Raw genomic sequence first — 17,029 nt, 5'->3', positions numbered from 1 at the left:
TCACTGCAAAAATACGGTCGTTCACATCATAAATGTGCTAATCCAGCAAAAACGTAAAAAAGGGGCTGAATGCGCCCATTATCATTGTAATGTCAACGGGGCAACAAAGGCTGACCCAATGAAGAGAGCTCCTTCATTTATGCCGCTTGCCTGCTGTTGACTTCCTCCGTCTTAAATTCTTTATTTCTCTCTTTTTCATTTCTCTCTTTTTCATTCCAACCCCATCATGGCTTACTCTACTTCCTCCCCCGCTGGTCAGTGTGTACAAAACATCATCAACTCCCTGCCCAGCCTGATGGCCGTGGCCGTCGTAGATATAAACTCCGGCATGGCCCTGGCGTCGCACTCTAACTCGCCCAGCCTAAATCCCGAAACCGCCGCTGCTTACAACACCGAAGTGATCAAGCAGAAGCAGAAGGCCATGGCTGCCCTGAAATTGCAAGGCGAGCGGATCGATGACATCCTCATCACGCTCTCGAACCAATTGCACCTGATCAACGTGTCGGAAGATGGTAAGAAGTTCATCTACCTGGTGGTGAATTCGCGCGAAACCAACCTGGCCATTGCCCGCGACGTGTGCCGCCAGGAAGCCGATATGCTGAAGTAATTCCTGCTACCCCTGGTTTACCCTAACCGGTCGATCAGATTATATACCCTGATAAGTTATACTATCCTGATAAGTTGAAGAAAGCCACCCTGAAGCGGGGTGGCTTTCTTGCGTCTGGGCCGAGGGCCGAAGAGGCGGGCAGGGTCTGACCGGGCTGAGCCGCCCGAACGGCAGGCGGGCCCACTTTCGGCTGGCCCAGGAGGAGGTAGCTAGGCCTGGCTGGCTACTACGGAAGCCGCCGCGGGCACCTGGGGCTTGCCGCGTCCGCCGAGTACCACCAGCACCACGGCCAGCACGATGAGCCCGGCCCCGCCCAGCATCTGCGGGTTCAGGCTTTCGCCGGCAAAACCCCAGCCCAGCAGCACGGCCACCACGGGGTTTACAAAAGCGTAGGTGCCCGCCAGGGCCGGTTCCACGGTGCGCAACAGCCAGATGTAGGCCGTGAAGGCGACGATGGAGCCAAAAGTGACCAGGTAAGCGTAGGCCAGCCAGGATTTGGCGGTGACTTGCGCCAGCTCGAAGCCGGCGGCCTCGCCCCGCGCCAGGCCCACCAGCAGCATGGCCCCGCCGCCGCACAGCATCTGCATGCCGCCCGAGAGAAAGGGGGAGGGTGCCGGCCGGTGGTTTTTCGCGTAGAGCGAACCCGCCGACCAGAGCAGCGCGGCGGTGAGCACGGCGAAAATGCCCAGGCCCGCGTGGCCGGGCTGCTTTACCGGGGTTGGGGTAGGATGCGCGGCCAACAGGTACATGCCTACCATCCCGGCGCAAAGCCCGAGCGTTACCCATTTCGTGGGCCGCGGCGAAACCCCGCTCAGCCAGCCCAGCACCGCCAGAAACATGGGCACCGTGGCCACCAGCAGCGCCGTAATGCCGCTGGGCAGGTAGAGCACGCCAAAGGTGGTGCCGCCGTTGCCAAACCCCAGCAGGCACACCCCAATGATGGCGGCGAACCCCCAGCCTTGCCCGGTAGGGCGGGGCTCACCCCGCCGACGCATGAACAGGTAGAGCAGGCCGCCCGCCAGGCTGTAGCGGGTGCCGGCCATGAGCAGCGGTGGCATGCTGGCCACGGCCAGCTTCATGACCAGATATGTAGACCCCCAAATCAGATAAACCAAGGCGAAAGCCGTCAGCAACGCCGTCCGCGAAGGGGCAGTAGAACCAGAATCAGACATAAATACCAAAAAGAGCGGGCCCAAAATTACGTTCCACCCCCGCGCAAGCTTATTCGGGGTTCGATGAAACGACCCACGGGCTGGCTGAGCTAGCGCGCACTCGGGGCAACCCGTCCGCCGGGGTAATGATGCGAGGAAGCTGGCTTGGCCCACCAATCTCCTGGAAGCTTATTCGGAATTCGATGAAACACCCGCCCGGGCAAGCGGTGGCCTCCCCGCCGCCTACTAGTAAACGATGTAAGCCCTTTCCGCTGAGCGAATTGTGCCGGTCCACACCCCGTATTTGACCGCCTCTGGGTCGGACGGAATGGAGTAAATGGCCCGCAGGCGACATTTTCGGCCGTGCTCCCCGCTTTTTTCCAGTAGCACCGAGTTCTTCCACCGACTCGGGTCAAAGCTAACCTCGAACACGTAGTATCCCTTCGGGGCAATGACGGTGAAGGTGGGAACATTTTTGTCCCAGCCGACGGATGTTTTTTCCGAGTGCACGACCCGGCCATCGGGGTAGGTCAGGTCGAAGGATAATCCGAAGTACCCCCAGCTGTTCCATTCCTCGAACAGGCGCAGGGGCTTATCAGAGGGATTGTAGAGGAGCACATGAAACAAAGAGCGGTCACCACTCGCGGACAGGACGTCATCGGGAAAGACCGCGTCCGCATAACGAGCGGGCACAATGGTCAGCGTGGGGGCCAAGGCCTGCGCGCCCGCAACGGGGCTTGCCGATGGGGGACGGGCCGCCTGCTCACAGGCCAACGGGGCGACCATGAACCCGAGCACCCCCGCCACCAGCCCGACCGCGCGCCGGCCCAACAAGGGAAAGTATGTAGTCATGGTCCGAGGAGGGTACGTCATGCCACGCAAGCTAATCGGTTGCGGGTAACGAAGCGACCAGGCTGCTTGGGTTCCGGGTCGAGGTGCGGGCGTAGCCAATTCATCCTGAAGCAATGTTTCGGCAGCTTTGAGCGGTGAACGGGCTTGGTGAACTCCAACTCTGCGAATAGCAGCCAGCAACAGGCGTTACGCACGTAAGCCGGCCGCTTCTTTCTTCAACCCCACGATTACCACCGGTAAGCTATTGATACTAATGCAACCCTGCTTTCTTATCTGAGAGAGCTTGGAGCGCATTCCTGAATTGTGAGAAATCCAGTATTGTGGGCGGGTATTTTACGTCCTTAATATAATAATTTTATCGTTACTATTCTGGTTTTAAAATCAAATTCCAGATCAAATAAATTTAATATTATATCATTTTCTGCATTGGTTTTCATATTTTGCAGTATCTTCTCTTTGATTTTTACAGCGCCAACCACTTCCTGCAAGAATGACTCGAGGGTCTTGTTCATAAGTTAACGTTTAAAACTGATTGTCAGTGTCGAATAAGCAAATAAGCCCTGCTTCGATTGAAGCAGGGCTTATTTGCGCTGAAATTTATGTTAATCTACCTCTGCTCTGGAAAATAAGTCTTGTATTTGCTCATTATTTTCACAGGCCTGTTTGAAGTAAATAATAAACTTCTTCAACGCATCTGCATCGGAAGAATACGCACAAAACATGCTTCCCTCCGGATCAAAATCAACCACGTCAAGTAGTTCAGGATGTTGTTCTTCTAAGAATACTTTTGCAAGTTATACCCAGTCATAACCATTGCCCTCAAACGCCTTCATCTTCTCTTGATTTAAAAATGTCGGGTTTATACTCTCCGACATTCAGGCACACTGACACATGATTATCATGCTGAACCCAAAAGAAAGGGTTGATAATACTTTCAAAATCTGCTTCCATGGTTACTTTGTTTTTGAGTTTGTGTGTTTCTTTGTTTTGATCTATAATATAAAGTGTTGCTTTTTGTTTTATTTAGATTTGATTTATGGCGACTGTAGGCTTACTTGAATGAGAAGTCATGTTCCTTATTTCTGTAAAGTATAAATCAGTCAGAGTCCTTCTGCTTGATTTTATCAAAAAGAAGATAGTAGTCTCCATTAGGCGGACCTCCGGAAAAATCCACGCTTTCAAAAAAGCGTAATAGTAATATAGTTGATTCATAGCTATTCCTGCCGTTACATGTATTAACTAAGTTTTCAATAAATTGGTGAAGAGACTCGTGGGAGTAGTTTTCTTTGAATATTATGACTTTTTCACCGAAAACAATTTCTCTATTTATGATTTCATTCTGGTAATATTCTGTAATGCCTGTAGGGTTTGCGATAATAACTGAAAACGAACCAATAGCATCTTCAACGCCAAGGTCAAGATATCTTACACTTATCTCTAAGTTAAAATAAAATGGCTTTGCTAAGTCGGGCTTATAGTGTTCTAAACTCATTCTTTTTAAACAGGGGCCATCTGCATGCATACCATAGAATTCTATGTTGTTTTTCATGGTGTTCCTATTTTAAATTCATAAATACTATTTATGGCTTTTGTATTGCTATCCATAATGAGTAAATCAGCTTTTCTTCCCTCTCTTAATAGTGTTAAAAAGAGTATAATAGTCTCCATTGGGAAAACTTCTTAAAAAGTCAACTTTCACAAAAAATCTTTGTAATAGTATGCTTGATTCATAAACATTTCTGCCGTTGCACATATCAACCAGATTTTCAATGAATTGGTGAAGTATTTCATAAGAATAATTATATTTGAATATTATAATCTTATCGCCAAAAGCGACTTCCTTCTGTGTGTGCTCATTCTGGTAATATTCTGTAAGGCCTGCCGGATTTGCGATGACAACTGAAAATAAATCATCCGTATCTCCAACGCCTGAATATTTCACGTATATTTCCAAGTAGAAATAAAACGGTTTTGATAAGTCGGGCTTATACTCTTTCAAATCGATTTTTACGCCTGGCGCGTATGCATTTATATCGTACAGGCTCACGTTGTTCTTCATCCTATTTCAAACGATAGTCCCAGCCCTTGTACTGGCTCAAGGTTGCAGCCTTACTTCACGCTATACTGTACAGTATGCGCTTCCCACAATTTCGGAACCTCGAGTTTAGCAATCATGTTCTCCAGGGCTGCTTCCGGGATCGGAAACTGCCGGTTCCTGTTTTGGGAAAGTAACTGTTGATAAGGCACTTCCAGGTATACGATCCGAATAACCGGGTTGTACACTTCGAACAGGTCAACTAATTGTTCGCGCATTTGGGCCGTAATGGAAGTTGCATTCCAGACAAACGGCTGGTGTTTGCGCAGGCATTCCCTGGCCCGTTCCTTTGCCGCCTGTATAATACGTCCGTTACCCCTGGCATCCCCATGACTTATCTTCTGGGCCCGGCGCATTTCATCGAGTGAAATGACTTCGTGCTCGGCATGATGCTGCTTCAGGTAATGGTCCTTTCCGCTCCCGGCAATGGCGCTCAGAATGACCACCTCTGCTTTCCGGTCATCGAAAGGCACGTAATCGGCCGTTTGTTCTTCCTTCCGGAAGTATAGAAAACGGGCCAGGTCGCTGGGGAATTCCTTCGGTTTTCCCCAGCAGTCCTGTTCAATGCAGAACTCCCGGAACATTTCTATTCGGTACAACATCTCCTGCTGATCGGAGCAGATCCGGCCCAGAATGTCGGCCTTCGCCAGCAGTACCAGCAAACGCGTGTTCACTTCCAGACTGGCTTTCAGCAAGGCCCGAACCGGATCGGGCTTCTCGAAGACCCAGAGCGGAAGGCCGTGGTAACGCACCAGACCAACAATTTCTTCCCGGATAGCGAAAGGAGTCGGCACTTCCCGGTACAAGATGGATCGTGCGGTCAGCGCGCCTTTTTTGGCGTGCCCCGGCGAAACGATGCTTCCGTTTTCGTCGGTTATCGTTGTGGACCGTTTTTCCACGTCGTGCAGCAAGGCCGCGGCCCAGACAAGGTGCTGCTCCTGTTCGGGTAGTTCCAGGTATTCCGGAAGCTGTTCCAACTGTTCCAGCACCAGGCGGGTGTGAATTTCCACGTCTCCTTCCGCATGATGAATGGGGCTTTGCGGAATTCCGCGCATATCACGCACCCAGCCGAATTGTCGCAGCGAATCCCAATCGGTGCACTCATGTATGCGCCACATGTTTTTCAAAATTTAAGGGGGCCCGTTTCCAGTTGCGGATCCAGTGTTCGTCGGTTTTCACATGGCCTTTCCGAACGTATTTCCACACGTTATTCCGGAAATCGGCCGCTTCATAGGCTTCCACGTTTCGCGTCACGACTCCTTCCATGGTACACGGCTCCCCGGTCTGGACATCTACTGAGCCGAAGGTTCCGGCTAGTTGAACCAGTTGCAGCAGCTCCTGCTCATAAACGGTGCGCTCCCTCGGAAGGCTAGACGTGCCAAGAACGGGGACTGTTGGAAAATCAAAAAATGAAGCAATAAAAGCCGTTTCTTCCCAGCAGAGCCAACGACCATTTTCACGGACGCCAAACACGAAATAATGCTGGTCGATTTCAGGGTACCGAATCGAATGGATGGCATACAGGTTCTCCCCGAAGATCTCGTAGTCGCCCAGATCGCGCTTGAGCATGCTCCACTTTTCACGGAGCGCCCGCGTCCAGGGGGAAGTTGTCGGGGCCGCGTGGGAGCGGGCAAATACGCCGTATTGGGACAGGAAATTGTTTTCACCATCCAGCTTTTCGGTATGAATGACCGTGGTGATGTGGGAAAGATCTTCCCAGTAACCGGTGCTTATTCTGTCGTCGCTGGTAGTGCCGGGAGAAAACGGATAATGGTACGTCCTCCCGTATTTTTCTGATAGGGACATGGTATTTCAATTTAGATAAAAGACGGCCTGGCCCGATTGTGCATTGGGCAGATTAACAGTCTGTTTCTAAAGAGATTACATGGCTCCTATTCGGTTAAAGGGTTGTTTTTCAAATAACCGTTAATCAAACGGCTTTGAAATCTGGTGATAAAGATAGGAAAAGTTTGGTATTTAAAGGAAGTTCTGCCCGCTGTGGTGGAACAGGCAGAAGATGATGGGAGGCTGCGGCTTGCTGGGCCCGTTTGGCTACTCGCGGACTCGCAGAGTCCGCGTTACGAGGGGTGCCCCGTCTGTCCCGTGTCCGGCGCGAGTACTGACCGTCGGGGTGGTAGGGCGGTTTACCGTGCCGGCCAGCGGGCTCCTATTCCCGGGGGCGTTGTTGCTTTGTGCATGAAAAATAAAGTTCTTATCGGGCTGCTGACCCTGCTGGGAGCGTGGCGGCCAGCGGCTGCGCAACTGCTGCAGCCCAAACCGGCCGCCTTCACCCGGGCGGATTCGTTGCGCGGCGGCCAAACGCCCCTGCGCACCTGCTACGATATCAACTACTACCACCTCGACGTGAAGGTGGATGTGGCCCGCCAGTTCATCAGTGGCACCAACCTGTTTCGTTTCACGGCCACTCAAGAGTTTAGGCGCTTGCAGTTCGACCTGTTTGCCAACCTGAAGGTGGAGCAGGTGCGGTACCAGGGCCAGGCCCTGCCCTTCACCCGCGAGGCCAACGCCGTGTTCGTGACCTTCCCAAGAACTATTGAGAAGGGCCAGCGCGAAGAATTTATGGTGTCCTACTCCGGCAACCCCGTGGTGGCGAAAAAAGCCCCCTGGGACGGGGGCATGGTATTCGCCCGCGACGCCCAGGGCAAGCCCTGGGTGGCCACGGCTTGCCAAGGCGTGGGCGCCAGCATCTGGTGGCCCACCAAAGACCAGCAGGCCGATGAGGTCGACAGCATGCTCATCAGCGTGAGCGTGCCCGCGGGCTTGAAAGACGTATCGAATGGGCGCTTGCGCAAAGTAACCAAGCTCAAGGGCGGCTACACCCGCTTCGACTGGGCCGTGCGTAACCCCATTAACAACTACGACGTGGCCCTGAACGTGGGCGACTACCAGCACTTCGCCGACCTCTATGCTGGTGAGAAAGGCCCCCTCACCCTCGACTACTGGGTGCTGCCCGAAAACCTGACTAAGGCCAAAGCCCAGTTCGCTGCCAACGTGAAGCCCATGCTCAAAGCCCTGGAGCATTGGTTTGGCCCTTACCCGTTTTACGAGGATGGCTACAAGCTGGTGGATGCGCCCCACCTCGGCATGGAACACCAGAGCGCCGTGGCCTACGGCAACAAGTACCAGAACGGCTACCTGGGCAAGGACCGCTCGGGCACGGGCTGGGGCCTGAAGTGGGATTTTATCATCGTCCACGAAAGCGGGCACGAGTGGTTCGGCAACAGCATCACCACCCAGGACGTGGCCGACATGTGGGTGCACGAAGGCTTCACCACCTACTCCGAGGCGTTGTTTGTGGAAAGCCAGTTTGGCAAGCGGGCGGGGCAGGAGTACATCCACGGCCAGCGGCGCAACATCCAGAACGACGCGCCCATCACTGGGCCTTACGGGGTGAACCGCGACGGCTCCAGCGACATGTACGACAAGGGCAGCAGCCTGCTCAACATGCTGCGTACTATCGTCGACAACGATGAAAAATGGCGGCAGCTGCTGCGCGGGCTTTCCGGCAGCTTCTACCACCAAACCGTCACGGGCCAGCAGGTTATCGACTACTTCAACCGCGGCAGCGGCCAGGATCTGACCAGGATTTTCGACCAGTACCTGCGTTACGCCAACATTCCCACCCTGGAAATCCGCTTCGAAAACAACCAAGCCCTGGCCCGCTGGGTGGCCGACGTGCCCGGCTTCGACATGCCCGTTCGCCTGCGGCTGAAGGGGGGCGAGTACCAGTTCATTAAGCCCACAACTAAGTTTGAGGCAATCAAGCAGCTGCCGGGGGCCACCCGCGAAAACCTGGAAGTGGACACCCTTAACTATTACATCGGGGTGCTGGTGGATTAAACCAGGCTAAGCCGCTACTACTGCTCGTACTCGCGGAAGGGCTCCTGCCCAAACCTGGTGCGCACTGGCTGGCGAGTAATTTGGCACTTTGAACACCAATGTGCATCTATGCCAGCTGTTATTCTGGGTATCAACTGTAGTGGGTTTCACTCGTCGGCGTGCCTGCTGGGGCCGGATGGCGAAGTGCTGGTAGCCATTGCTGAGGAGCGCCTGAGCCGCGTGAAGCAGGATAAGTCGTTTCCGCGCCAGGCCATCCGGTATTGCTGCGAGGTGGCGGGGGTTTCCATCGAAGCCCTGACCGACGTGTTCATCGGCTGGAACCCGGCTCCGTATTTGACCAAGCCCACCTTCAACAGCAGCGCGGCTTTCCAGGACCGCGGCCAGCTGGCCCAGCTCGCGCTGAATGAGCTGGTGGCGCTGCGGGGGGGCGTAGCCAGCCTTGGCCAGACGCTGCACGGTGTAGGAGGAGCGCAAACCCGGGTGCACTACGTCAACCACCACCACGCCCACCTGGCCAATGGGCTGCTGGCTTCGGGCTTCGCCGCCGCGGACTTCTTTATTGCCGATGGGTTCGGGGAAACCACAACCGGGCTGCTGGGCACGGCCACGGCTGCGGGCTTCGCCGAGCTGGCGGCCAATCGGACCCCGCATTCGCTGGGGCTGTTTTACTCGGCATTCACGGAGTTTTTAGGCTTTCAGCCCAACGGCGACGAGTGGAAGGTGATGGCCCTGGCCGCCCGGGGCAACTGGCGGCGGTACTACGACCAGCTGCGCCCCCTGCTCCAGGTAACGGGCCTGGGCTACGAAGTGGACCTGAGCTACTTTGAGTTTTTTCTGCCCTTTACTCCGCACTACTATTCCCCCAAGCTGGTAGCCCTGCTGGGCCCGCCGCTGGCCCGCAACGCGCCCCTCACCCAACGCGAATACGACCTCGTGGCGGCCGTGCAGCACTTGGTCGAAGAGGTGGTGTTTGAGCTGCTTGCTAACCTGCACGCCCAAACCGGCCAGCGCCGCCTGGTGCTGGGCGGGGGAGTCCTGATGAATTCCGTGCTCAACGGCAAGCTGCGCCAGCGTACCCCGTATACAGAGCTATTTATCGGCGGCACGCCCGACGATACCGGTATCAGCGTGGGCAGCGCCCGCTACGGGCACCGCTTCGTGCTGGGGCACCCGGCGCCTTCGGCCGAGCCCAGCCGCCACAACTTCTTTGGGCGAGTGTATCCGGAAGCGGCCCTGGAGGCCGAGCTGCAGCGCCGCCGCCTGCGCTACGAGCGCCCGGCCGACGTAGTGGCCGCCGCCGCCGAGCGGCTGCACCAGGGGCAGGTGCTGGGGTGGTTTCAGGGGGCTTCTGAATTTGGGCAGCGCGCCCTGGGGCACCGCAGCATCCTGGCCGACCCGGGGCGGCCCGATACCAAGGCCCGCGTGAATGCCAGCATCAAGTACCGCGAAGGTTTCCGGCCCTTTGCCCCGGCTGTGCCGGAAGAGCGCCAGGATGAGGTATTCGAATTGCCGGTGGGCGAAACCTCGTTTTTCATGGAGAAAGTATTTCCCCTGCGCCCCGCGCTGCGGGCGCAACTGCCGGCCGTGACCCACGACGACGGCACGGGCCGCCTGCAAACCGTACGGGCCGCCGACAACCCCCTGTTTCACCGGCTGCTGCTGGAATTTGAACAGCTCGGCCACCCGCCCGTGCTGCTCAACACCTCCTTCAACGTGAACGGCATGCCCCTGGTCGAAACCCCCGCCGATGCCCTGGACTGCTACTTCCAGTCGGGCCTGGAGGCGCTGGTGCTGGGGCCTTTTTTGTTGAGCAAGTAATGCTACATCCGTCGGGGCGGGCCGAGCCTACGGTCAGCTTCTCTGCCGCCCGGCATCGGCTGTGCCGTACCTTCGCTCCGCGAACAATCATCGAATTTTTGGCTCTATGAATCAGTACGACGTCACCGTCATCGGCTCCGGCCCGGGGGGCTACGTGGCCGCCATCCGTTGCGCCCAGCTTGGCCTCAAAACGGCCCTCATTGAGAAATACCCGACTCTGGGCGGCACCTGCCTCAATGTGGGCTGCATCCCGAGCAAGGCCCTGCTCGACTCGTCGGAGCACTACCACAACGCCCACACCGCCTTTAAGGAGCACGGCATTCAGCTCGACAACCTGCGCGTCGACATGAACCAGATGATCGACCGCAAGGCCAGCGTGGTGAAGGCCAACGTCGACGGCATTGCCTACCTGATGAAGAAGAATAAAATCGACGTCCTTACCGGCGTGGGCTCCTTCGTCGATAAAAACCATCTTAGCATCGCACCCGCGGCGGGCGGTGAAGCCCAGCAGATCGAAACTAAAAACGTTATCATCGCCACCGGCTCCAAGCCCACGGTGCTGCCGTTCATTCCGCAGGACAAGGAGCGCATCATCACCAGCACCGAGGCCCTGAACATCCGCGAAGTGCCCAAGCACCTGATTGTAATCGGGGGGGGCGTGATTGGCCTCGAAATGGCCTCGGTGTACGCCCGCCTCGGCGCGAAGGTGTCGGTGGTGGAGTTCATGGACAGCATCATCCCGACCATGGACCGGGGCCTGGGCAAGGAACTGCGCCGGGTGCTGGGCAAAATCGGCATCGAGTTTTTCTTCAGCCACAAAGTGACCGGCGCCACCCGCAGCGGCGATACCGTAACCGTGACCGCCACCAATCCGAAAGGGGAGGAGGTGAAGTTTGAGGGCGACTACTGCCTGGTGGCCGTGGGGCGGGTGCCCTACACCGCCGGCCTCAACCTGGAAGCCGCCGGCGTGGAAATGGAAGAGCGCGGCCGGATCAAGGTCGATGAGCACCTGCAAACCAACGTGCCTGGAATTTACGCCATCGGCGACGTGATTCGGGGGGCTATGCTGGCCCACAAGGCCGAGGAAGAAGGGGTGTTCGTGGCCGAAACCATCGTGGGCCAGAAGCCCCACATCAACTACCTGCTCATTCCCGGCGTGGTGTACACCTGGCCCGAAGTGGCGGGTGTGGGCTACACCGAGGAGCAGCTCAAGGAGCAGGGCAAGGCCTACAAGGTGGGTTCCTTCCCCTTCAAGGCCAGCGGCCGGGCCCGCGCCAGCGGCGACACCGACGGCTTCGTGAAGGTGCTGGCCGACAAAACCACCGACGAAATCCTGGGCGTCCACATGATCGGCCCGCGCATCGCCGACCTCATCGCCGAAGCCGTGACCGCCATGGAGTTCCGCGCCTCCGCCGAAGACGTGGCCCGCATGAGCCACTCGCACCCGACCTACGCCGAGGCCATGAAAGAGGCGTGTTTGGCCGCGACCGAGAACCGGGCGATTCATATGTAGTGGCGGCTAACTGCTACAAAAACGGCCGGGGCTGCGCAAGCTCCGGCCGTTTTGTTTTTGAGGCGACCGACGCCTGCTGGGCGAGTCAATTTAGCAGTCGGGCCGCGAGTAAGGTTTTTAGCTTAGCCGGAGTGCATTGCAGCATGTTCGTCGAAAGCAGTATGGGCGAGCCACACATCTTCAAATAAGTCTCAAACAGCTGCCGGGTTGCTCCTTTGGTCGGTCGGCCAATGTACTTGGCCGGACCGCGCAACATGACTGCCACGAAGTGAAAAAAACTATTTTAACGTCGCGCAGCTCGCCGTCGGGCAGGGAGCAATTAAAAAGAAACCTTCGAGCCGAAGCTTGCGAATACCCCCCTCTGGGGTAGAGAGGCGGGCTAGCTTCGCCCTTACCCGCTAGCCAAGGTGCCACGGCATTTTGTACCAATATCCCAACCCGTACGATTATGGCCAAAGACAAGAAGAAGGCAAAAAAAGACAAGCTCCCGGTGTCGGACGACCTCCTTGACGTGGCGGCCGTATCGCTCAAAAAGTACCGCAAAGTGACCAAACAGCTCGGGAAGCTGAGCACCGGCCAGAAAATAGTAGGCAGCATTGCCCTGCTGGCCGCGGGCCTCACTTACCTGGCTAAGCAGGCTGATGGAGTTGCCAGCCCCTGCGCGCCCAACGACGCCGCAACGCTGCCCGCCGCAGTAGAAGCGGCGTACGCTGCTGACGATGCCGAAACGGTCCCGCCGGCAGCGGCGCCTCGAAAAAGCCGGAAACGCACGAAAGCCACCTAAATCAAGGTGCCAAGGGCCTGGCCCAGCAGTCGACGGCGGGCTTTAGCACGCATCCCGTTGCGGCCTTTGCACGTTCCTGGATATTCTCTTTTTAACTCAAGTGAAGCCTCATGAAAAAGAACAAGAAAAACAAAGCCGGCAAGAAGAATTTGCTGAGCGGAGCCGCTAAGTCGCTTAAAAAACTGAGCAAAGGCACGACCAGCCGCCTCGGCGGGTTGAGCACAACCCAGAAAGTAGTTGGTGGCGCCGCCTTAGTGGCCCTGGGCTGGGGCTACCTGGCCAACCGTCGCGGCAAAACGGCTGCCACTACCACCAATACGGCTCCCGACGCGGCCGCCGCCGAAGAAAGCCTCGCCGCTATGGACGAGAGCGTGGCTTAGCGACCTCATTTCTACTATTAGCCAGATAGTCAGAGAAGGTACCGTCCCTGGTAACAGAAAAGGCTGAAGCTACCAAGCCTCAGCCTTTTCTGCTAAGTTGGAGTAGTGGTGCTAGACGGGAGTGGGCGCTGGGGGAGGAGTGGCAGTCGCTTTCTTTACCCGGACCGCATTCGGACCTTTCGGGCCCATTTCCACTTCAAATGTCACTTTGTCGTTTTCGCCGATGGGGCCACTGGCCAGGCCGTTGGCGTGTACGAAAATGCTTTCCTGGGTTTGCTGGTCCTTGATGAAGCCATAGCCTTTCGACTCATTAAAGAAGCTCACAATGCCCGTGCGCACGGGGTCGGCTTCATCGTCGTTGGTGCGGCGGGCTACTCCAATCTGAATGTCCTCGTCTTTGATAATGCGCTTTTTATTGGGATCGGGCGGCGTAGCGGAGATGTTGCCATCCTCGTCGACATAAGCCAACATTTCTTCCAGCGCCTGGCCTGATTTAGCGTTGGCCTGGCGTTCGGCTTTGCGCTCCTCCTTCTCGGTTCTCTTCTTCGCCCGCTTCTTTTCGTTGTCCTTCTTACCAAAAGTCTCTTGTGACCTACCCATAGTTTTGTGCTGTTAAATCATTGTGTTAGTTCAACCAGTTAACTCTGCACATTAAAACAGCCGGTTGGATAGAGACGAAGATACAACATAACCCAAGGCGAACCATCGATTCACGGTTCTTGGCCCCACGACCGCCAGAACCGGCTACGAGCGGCTAGCAGAAGTTTCGTTGCGCTTACACTCAGTTTCAGGTCCATTCCACCGCGCCCCTTGCCACGCCTGCTGCCGGGCAGTGGTCTGGAAAAACCAGGCTACCAGCCGACTTTGTTTTCTGCCCTTGAGCTAGAGACAGGGTCCTGGCTGCTAAGGCGATTAATTATTATCTGACTGACAACGGGTCTTTCTGCAGTTGGGCCGGGGCGTCGGTCGAAATAGTTGAGGGCGGTCTTCACCCCCGGGAAAGAGCCACTTTTTCGCCCATTGTCAGATCGTTTTATACAGGTACCAGCCATCATTGCTCAGCGGCTTGAGCACGATGAGGTGGTTGGGGTCCATGACGGGAAGCAGGGCTGCTTCGGGCTGGTAGAGCAAGCCCACCGTGCTGCCCACCCGGCCGCCAATGACAAACTCCGGGCAATTGCAGCCGGTTGCGCGGCGGGTCACCCGGGCCAGGTACAGCTTACGGAGTAGGGCGTGCACGGCCCGGTTGGCGTTGGCGGCCTCTTCGCTGGAAGCTTCGGTGGCGCCTGGGGCGGGAGCGAAATACTGCCCGGCTTGTACCAGGTGCAGGAGCTTCTGGAAGTCGGCCCGGCTACGGGCGAAGTAGGCGGCAATGTCGGCGTCGGCACTGGTCCACAGCCGGAGGTTGCCCAGGGTAAAGGAGTGGCTGGCATCGGGGTGCTTCTGGTTGTAGTCGCGGACCTCGGCCGGGGGCATGTTGGCGAGGATTTCGACCATGGGCGGCCCCAGGTGCGTCATGGCCAGGTTGCGAATGGCCAGCAGCTTCCAGGCCCCGGCCTCCTTGCTAAAGTGCAGGTAAAAGTCTTTGCGTTCTACCGAGTCGCGCAGCTCCACGGCTACTACGGCGGTGACGGGCCCTTGCTGCACGAGCTGGCACACCCGTCGCAGCCGGGCCGGAATTTGCTGGCCCAGGGTTTCTTGCCGGGCCTGGCTGGCGGCCTCACAGCAGAGGTACTCCTTCATTTCCGGCCACCCGGCCGGGGCCACAAATTGCTCCGCAATCTGCAGCGGCTCAAGCTGTCCGAGCGCCTTCGCCGGCCCGGCCAGCCACCACAGCAGCAAAGCGAGTAAAAAATGCTTCATAGGCAAACCTAACCCCAAAATAGCCAGATTAGGTTTCTTTCTTAGCTCAGCTTATCGGCCCTAGTCGGGCACGGAACGTTCCGGTTTTTTACCACAATGAAACTTCGTTTTCTGCCGCTACTTCCGGGTTGACTGCTTGTTTATTCCTGGTTAACCCGTAGTTCAACCGTGGCCGCCAGTTCCGGCCCGAATCCCTATTTTTACCCACGACCTATTTGCATTAACATATTTTGCTTAAGCTGTCCGCTTTGGGAAGGCAGTATGCTACCGATGTTATTAAGTGCTTTCTCAACAAATAGTCGCAGTGAGCTTTAACCCCCTCAGGTAAAACAAGAATAAAATGATCAGGCCTTCGACAACAGTTTACAGGAAACAGGTAATAGAGGGATTCTCAATTCCTGCGATTATTCATAATTTCAGATACTACTTTGTGGATATTGATGTTTATAGTGATGGAAGAGTACAATGCTGGAACTTTGAAGACTTCGGGTATTTTAAAAATGACATAAAACAGAGGCTGGGTTGTGCTTAATATTCCTGATAAGGAAGAAATCTCAATTCATGAGCTAGGTAGCTGGAAAATTAAAGAAGGCTCTTGGCTATTTTCCAAAGAAAGCTTTATCGACTATGTACTAAGCCTAATAAAAGAACTGAACCCTGAACTGCAAAATATCTACACCTACAGCCAAAAAGTTGTAAATGGGGTTAGGATAGGTGAAGGAGGAACAGGCACTGTATACAAGGAGAATAAGACGATTCCTCACGGTCTGTTTCCCGAAAAGGTTGACGGCGACAGCGTAAATCTGTTTTACAAGCTTGACGAGGTATACTACCTGGTTAAAACAAATATCTTTTCTGATGGCACTATCACCTTATCCAGGTTGGAGGACCCGGTGCAGCTAAGTGTTGAAGAATTTGAAGGCCTTGCGATGCAAGGGATGATTACGACAGTTGTCCCGCTCAACGCTAGAGTGCACATCTATGGGCTTGGAAGCTTCACTGTAGATGAATGTTTTTACTCGATAAGCCTGACAGACAAACTGCTGCAGATAAAAGATGTTTTCCGTGAACTACGAGGCGAACTTTCAACCCTCGACATCTGCCGGGAGGCCCACCAAGACTACCTTGACAACCCGACGGCTGACAACAAAGAGAAGCTCAGAATCAGCTACGAAGCGGTGCCTAGCCACCACCGGAGGTACGTAGGAGACATGGATGTAAAAGACACGCAGGTAAGGATGATCCTTTACGGTAAGCAGGAGGTCGAAGGCTGGAGCCACTACCAAGTAGCCCAAGCTATGGGAGAGCAGTTACCCACGATAAATATTCCTGATTCGAACGACTAAGAGAATAGTAATTGATCAGTAACTTATCAACTATCTCACCACTAACCTAGAAAACGTTATCCATCAGTAACTGGCAATCGTATGGACTTTGAAAGGATAAAAATATTAAGACAAACGATATCAGTCCCGTTGGATAGAGCAACTGAGCTTATAAGGAATAATAACGGCGACCTATTGGCTTGCCAGCAGGAATTTCATATAAGTACCATAAAAGATATTAGCAATATAACAGAGTGTGACGAAGAAACGGCCAGAGAGGTCTATAAAATATGTAACTATGATAAGGCTAAGGCAATTGAACGCATTCACGCGAGAAAAGTAATTATTACCACGAGAGAAGATAAAGTACGTAAGAATGAAATAGGATTTATCTTGTGGCCTGAAGATAGAAACGGAGAAGGCTATAAAATAATTAAACGAGATGATATTTTTATTCCAATAAATGACTTTGAATATGCCATACACTGTTTTAGATCAGTTTTTCCACTACAAGACCCTTGGGATAAAAGCAGAGAAGAGTGTTTTGATTGTTGCGGATATAATCATTTTGATGCTGAAACTTGTAGGCAAATAGTTGAACGCGTTAATAGAATAAAGGCAGGTGACCCAAAGGTCATGCGATTTCTACAAGAACTTATCCAGTGGTTTGACGACAAATTAAAATACGCAGACTATATCGTAGTTTACGGGAATTTATAAACGAAGAATCTCGGGCACCTATATCGGTTGGGCAACAGCGGGCCGGACGTGTCGTGTTCG

Annotated in this window: 19 protein-coding genes; 9 read left to right on the top strand and 10 right to left on the bottom strand. The window is 54.8% G+C overall.

Annotation, left to right across the window (positions count from 1 at the left end):
* The first annotated feature begins 226 nt into the window (after window positions 1-226).
* A complete protein-coding gene (locus tag IC235_RS06525; RefSeq protein ID WP_191004358.1) occupies window positions 227-607 on the top strand; it encodes a hypothetical protein in 381 nt (126 codons plus the stop codon).
* Between the two features lie 209 nt (window positions 608-816).
* Here IC235_RS06525 and IC235_RS06520 read toward each other — a convergent pair whose 3' ends face one another.
* The 8 genes from IC235_RS06520 to IC235_RS06485 all read right to left on the bottom strand — a co-directional run bounded on the left by IC235_RS06520 (window position 817) and on the right by IC235_RS06485 (window position 6,511).
* Window positions 817-1,779, bottom strand: a complete 963-nt coding sequence (locus IC235_RS06520; RefSeq protein WP_191004357.1) for an EamA family transporter — start codon at window positions 1,777-1,779, stop codon at window positions 817-819.
* A gap of 225 nt (window positions 1,780-2,004) precedes the next feature.
* Window positions 2,005-2,610 carry a hypothetical protein gene (locus IC235_RS06515; protein ID WP_191004356.1) on the bottom strand — a complete coding sequence of 202 codons (606 nt, stop codon included), beginning with the start codon at window positions 2,608-2,610 and terminating at the stop codon, window positions 2,005-2,007.
* 341 nt (window positions 2,611-2,951) lie between these two features.
* Window positions 2,952-3,122: a hypothetical protein gene (locus tag IC235_RS06510; RefSeq protein ID WP_191004355.1), complete on the bottom strand. Its 171-nt coding sequence runs from the start codon at window positions 3,120-3,122 to the stop codon at window positions 2,952-2,954.
* Between the two features lie 90 nt (window positions 3,123-3,212).
* Entirely contained in the window at window positions 3,213-3,359 is a 147-nt protein-coding gene (locus IC235_RS22770; protein ID WP_394355245.1) for an Imm51 family immunity protein, read from the bottom strand.
* Window positions 3,360-3,706: 347 nt separating this feature from the next.
* The gene (locus tag IC235_RS06500; RefSeq protein WP_191004354.1) at window positions 3,707-4,159 is read right to left on the bottom strand and encodes an Imm8 family immunity protein; all 453 of its coding nucleotides are present in this window, start codon (window positions 4,157-4,159) and stop codon (window positions 3,707-3,709) included.
* A gap of 66 nt (window positions 4,160-4,225) precedes the next feature.
* The gene (locus IC235_RS06495; RefSeq protein WP_191004353.1) at window positions 4,226-4,669 is read right to left on the bottom strand and encodes an Imm8 family immunity protein; all 444 of its coding nucleotides are present in this window, start codon (window positions 4,667-4,669) and stop codon (window positions 4,226-4,228) included.
* A gap of 50 nt (window positions 4,670-4,719) precedes the next feature.
* Window positions 4,720-5,823, bottom strand: coding sequence for an AAA family ATPase (locus IC235_RS06490; protein ID WP_191004352.1), 1,104 nt, complete (start codon window positions 5,821-5,823; stop codon window positions 4,720-4,722).
* Window positions 5,807-6,511, bottom strand: a complete 705-nt coding sequence (locus IC235_RS06485) for an RNA ligase family protein (protein ID WP_191004351.1) — start codon at window positions 6,509-6,511, stop codon at window positions 5,807-5,809. The genes IC235_RS06490 and IC235_RS06485 overlap by 17 nt, the downstream gene beginning before the upstream one ends.
* Window positions 6,512-6,901: 390 nt before the next feature.
* Here IC235_RS06485 and IC235_RS06480 point away from each other — a divergent pair, with 390 nt between their 5' ends.
* From IC235_RS06480 to IC235_RS06460, 5 genes are all read left to right on the top strand, one after another.
* Window positions 6,902-8,566 (top strand): M1 family metallopeptidase, encoded by a 1,665-nt coding sequence (locus tag IC235_RS06480; RefSeq protein WP_191004350.1) that lies wholly within the window; start codon window positions 6,902-6,904, stop codon window positions 8,564-8,566.
* Between the two features lie 108 nt (window positions 8,567-8,674).
* Window positions 8,675-10,384 (top strand): carbamoyltransferase family protein, encoded by a 1,710-nt coding sequence (locus tag IC235_RS06475; protein WP_191004349.1) that lies wholly within the window; start codon window positions 8,675-8,677, stop codon window positions 10,382-10,384.
* Window positions 10,385-10,490: 106 nt separating this feature from the next.
* Window positions 10,491-11,897, top strand: a complete 1,407-nt coding sequence (gene lpdA, locus IC235_RS06470) for a dihydrolipoyl dehydrogenase (protein ID WP_191004348.1) — start codon at window positions 10,491-10,493, stop codon at window positions 11,895-11,897.
* Window positions 11,898-12,345: 448 nt separating this feature from the next.
* Window positions 12,346-12,681: a hypothetical protein gene (locus tag IC235_RS06465; protein WP_191004347.1), complete on the top strand. Its 336-nt coding sequence runs from the start codon at window positions 12,346-12,348 to the stop codon at window positions 12,679-12,681.
* Between the two features lie 110 nt (window positions 12,682-12,791).
* Entirely contained in the window at window positions 12,792-13,061 is a 270-nt protein-coding gene (locus IC235_RS06460) for a hypothetical protein (RefSeq protein WP_191004346.1), read from the top strand.
* Between the two features lie 111 nt (window positions 13,062-13,172).
* On the opposite strand, the gene IC235_RS06455 is transcribed toward IC235_RS06460, so the two are convergent.
* Both IC235_RS06455 and IC235_RS06450 read right to left on the bottom strand, forming a co-directional pair.
* Window positions 13,173-13,661 carry a cold-shock protein gene (locus IC235_RS06455; RefSeq protein WP_191004345.1) on the bottom strand — a complete coding sequence of 163 codons (489 nt, stop codon included), beginning with the start codon at window positions 13,659-13,661 and terminating at the stop codon, window positions 13,173-13,175.
* 423 nt (window positions 13,662-14,084) lie between these two features.
* Window positions 14,085-14,924 carry a hypothetical protein gene (locus IC235_RS06450; protein WP_191004344.1) on the bottom strand — a complete coding sequence of 280 codons (840 nt, stop codon included), beginning with the start codon at window positions 14,922-14,924 and terminating at the stop codon, window positions 14,085-14,087.
* Window positions 14,925-15,264: 340 nt separating this feature from the next.
* On the opposite strand from IC235_RS06450, the gene IC235_RS22930 reads away from it, so the two are divergent.
* From IC235_RS22930 to IC235_RS06440, 3 genes are all read left to right on the top strand, one after another.
* The gene (locus IC235_RS22930) at window positions 15,265-15,456 is read left to right on the top strand and encodes a DUF7638 domain-containing protein (RefSeq protein WP_449405150.1); all 192 of its coding nucleotides are present in this window, start codon (window positions 15,265-15,267) and stop codon (window positions 15,454-15,456) included.
* Entirely contained in the window at window positions 15,449-16,270 is an 822-nt protein-coding gene (locus IC235_RS06445) for a DUF7638 domain-containing protein (RefSeq protein ID WP_191004343.1), read from the top strand. Before IC235_RS22930 ends, IC235_RS06445 begins: the two co-directional genes overlap by 8 nt.
* Before the next feature lie 81 nt (window positions 16,271-16,351).
* Window positions 16,352-16,969, top strand: coding sequence for a hypothetical protein (locus IC235_RS06440; protein WP_191004342.1), 618 nt, complete (start codon window positions 16,352-16,354; stop codon window positions 16,967-16,969).
* Window positions 16,970-17,029 lie beyond the last annotated feature (60 nt).

Origin of the sequence: Hymenobacter montanus, assembly GCF_014699115.1 — a bacterium.
GTDB lineage: Bacteria > Bacteroidota > Bacteroidia > Cytophagales > Hymenobacteraceae > Hymenobacter > Hymenobacter montanus.
The sequence above is the reverse complement of the archived record's forward strand: the minus strand, read 5'-3'. Positions and strand labels throughout refer to the sequence as shown.

What these genes read in the sequence shown, in the direction of transcription:
- IC235_RS06440 (WP_191004342.1), top strand. Translation starts at nt 16,352, where the DNA reads ATGGACTTTGAAAGGATAAAAATATTAAGACAAACGATATCAGTCCCG.
- IC235_RS06450 (WP_191004344.1), bottom strand. Translation starts at nt 14,924, where the DNA reads ATGAAGCATTTTTTACTCGCTTTGCTGCTGTGGTGGCTGGCCGGGCCG.
- IC235_RS06455 (WP_191004345.1), bottom strand. Translation starts at nt 13,661, where the DNA reads ATGGGTAGGTCACAAGAGACTTTTGGTAAGAAGGACAACGAAAAGAAG.
- IC235_RS06525 (WP_191004358.1), top strand. Translation starts at nt 227, where the DNA reads ATGGCTTACTCTACTTCCTCCCCCGCTGGTCAGTGTGTACAAAACATC.
- IC235_RS06460 (WP_191004346.1), top strand. Translation starts at nt 12,792, where the DNA reads ATGAAAAAGAACAAGAAAAACAAAGCCGGCAAGAAGAATTTGCTGAGC.
- IC235_RS06480 (WP_191004350.1), top strand. Translation starts at nt 6,902, where the DNA reads ATGAAAAATAAAGTTCTTATCGGGCTGCTGACCCTGCTGGGAGCGTGG.
- IC235_RS06520 (WP_191004357.1), bottom strand. Translation starts at nt 1,779, where the DNA reads ATGTCTGATTCTGGTTCTACTGCCCCTTCGCGGACGGCGTTGCTGACG.
- IC235_RS06510 (WP_191004355.1), bottom strand. Translation starts at nt 3,122, where the DNA reads ATGAACAAGACCCTCGAGTCATTCTTGCAGGAAGTGGTTGGCGCTGTA.
- lpdA (WP_191004348.1), top strand. Translation starts at nt 10,491, where the DNA reads ATGAATCAGTACGACGTCACCGTCATCGGCTCCGGCCCGGGGGGCTAC.
- IC235_RS06490 (WP_191004352.1), bottom strand. Translation starts at nt 5,823, where the DNA reads ATGTGGCGCATACATGAGTGCACCGATTGGGATTCGCTGCGACAATTC.
- IC235_RS22930 (WP_449405150.1), top strand. Translation starts at nt 15,265, where the DNA reads ATGATCAGGCCTTCGACAACAGTTTACAGGAAACAGGTAATAGAGGGA.
- IC235_RS06475 (WP_191004349.1), top strand. Translation starts at nt 8,675, where the DNA reads ATGCCAGCTGTTATTCTGGGTATCAACTGTAGTGGGTTTCACTCGTCG.
- IC235_RS06500 (WP_191004354.1), bottom strand. Translation starts at nt 4,159, where the DNA reads ATGAAAAACAACATAGAATTCTATGGTATGCATGCAGATGGCCCCTGT.
- IC235_RS06495 (WP_191004353.1), bottom strand. Translation starts at nt 4,669, where the DNA reads ATGAAGAACAACGTGAGCCTGTACGATATAAATGCATACGCGCCAGGC.
- IC235_RS06465 (WP_191004347.1), top strand. Translation starts at nt 12,346, where the DNA reads ATGGCCAAAGACAAGAAGAAGGCAAAAAAAGACAAGCTCCCGGTGTCG.
- IC235_RS06515 (WP_191004356.1), bottom strand. Translation starts at nt 2,610, where the DNA reads ATGACTACATACTTTCCCTTGTTGGGCCGGCGCGCGGTCGGGCTGGTG.
- IC235_RS06485 (WP_191004351.1), bottom strand. Translation starts at nt 6,511, where the DNA reads ATGTCCCTATCAGAAAAATACGGGAGGACGTACCATTATCCGTTTTCT.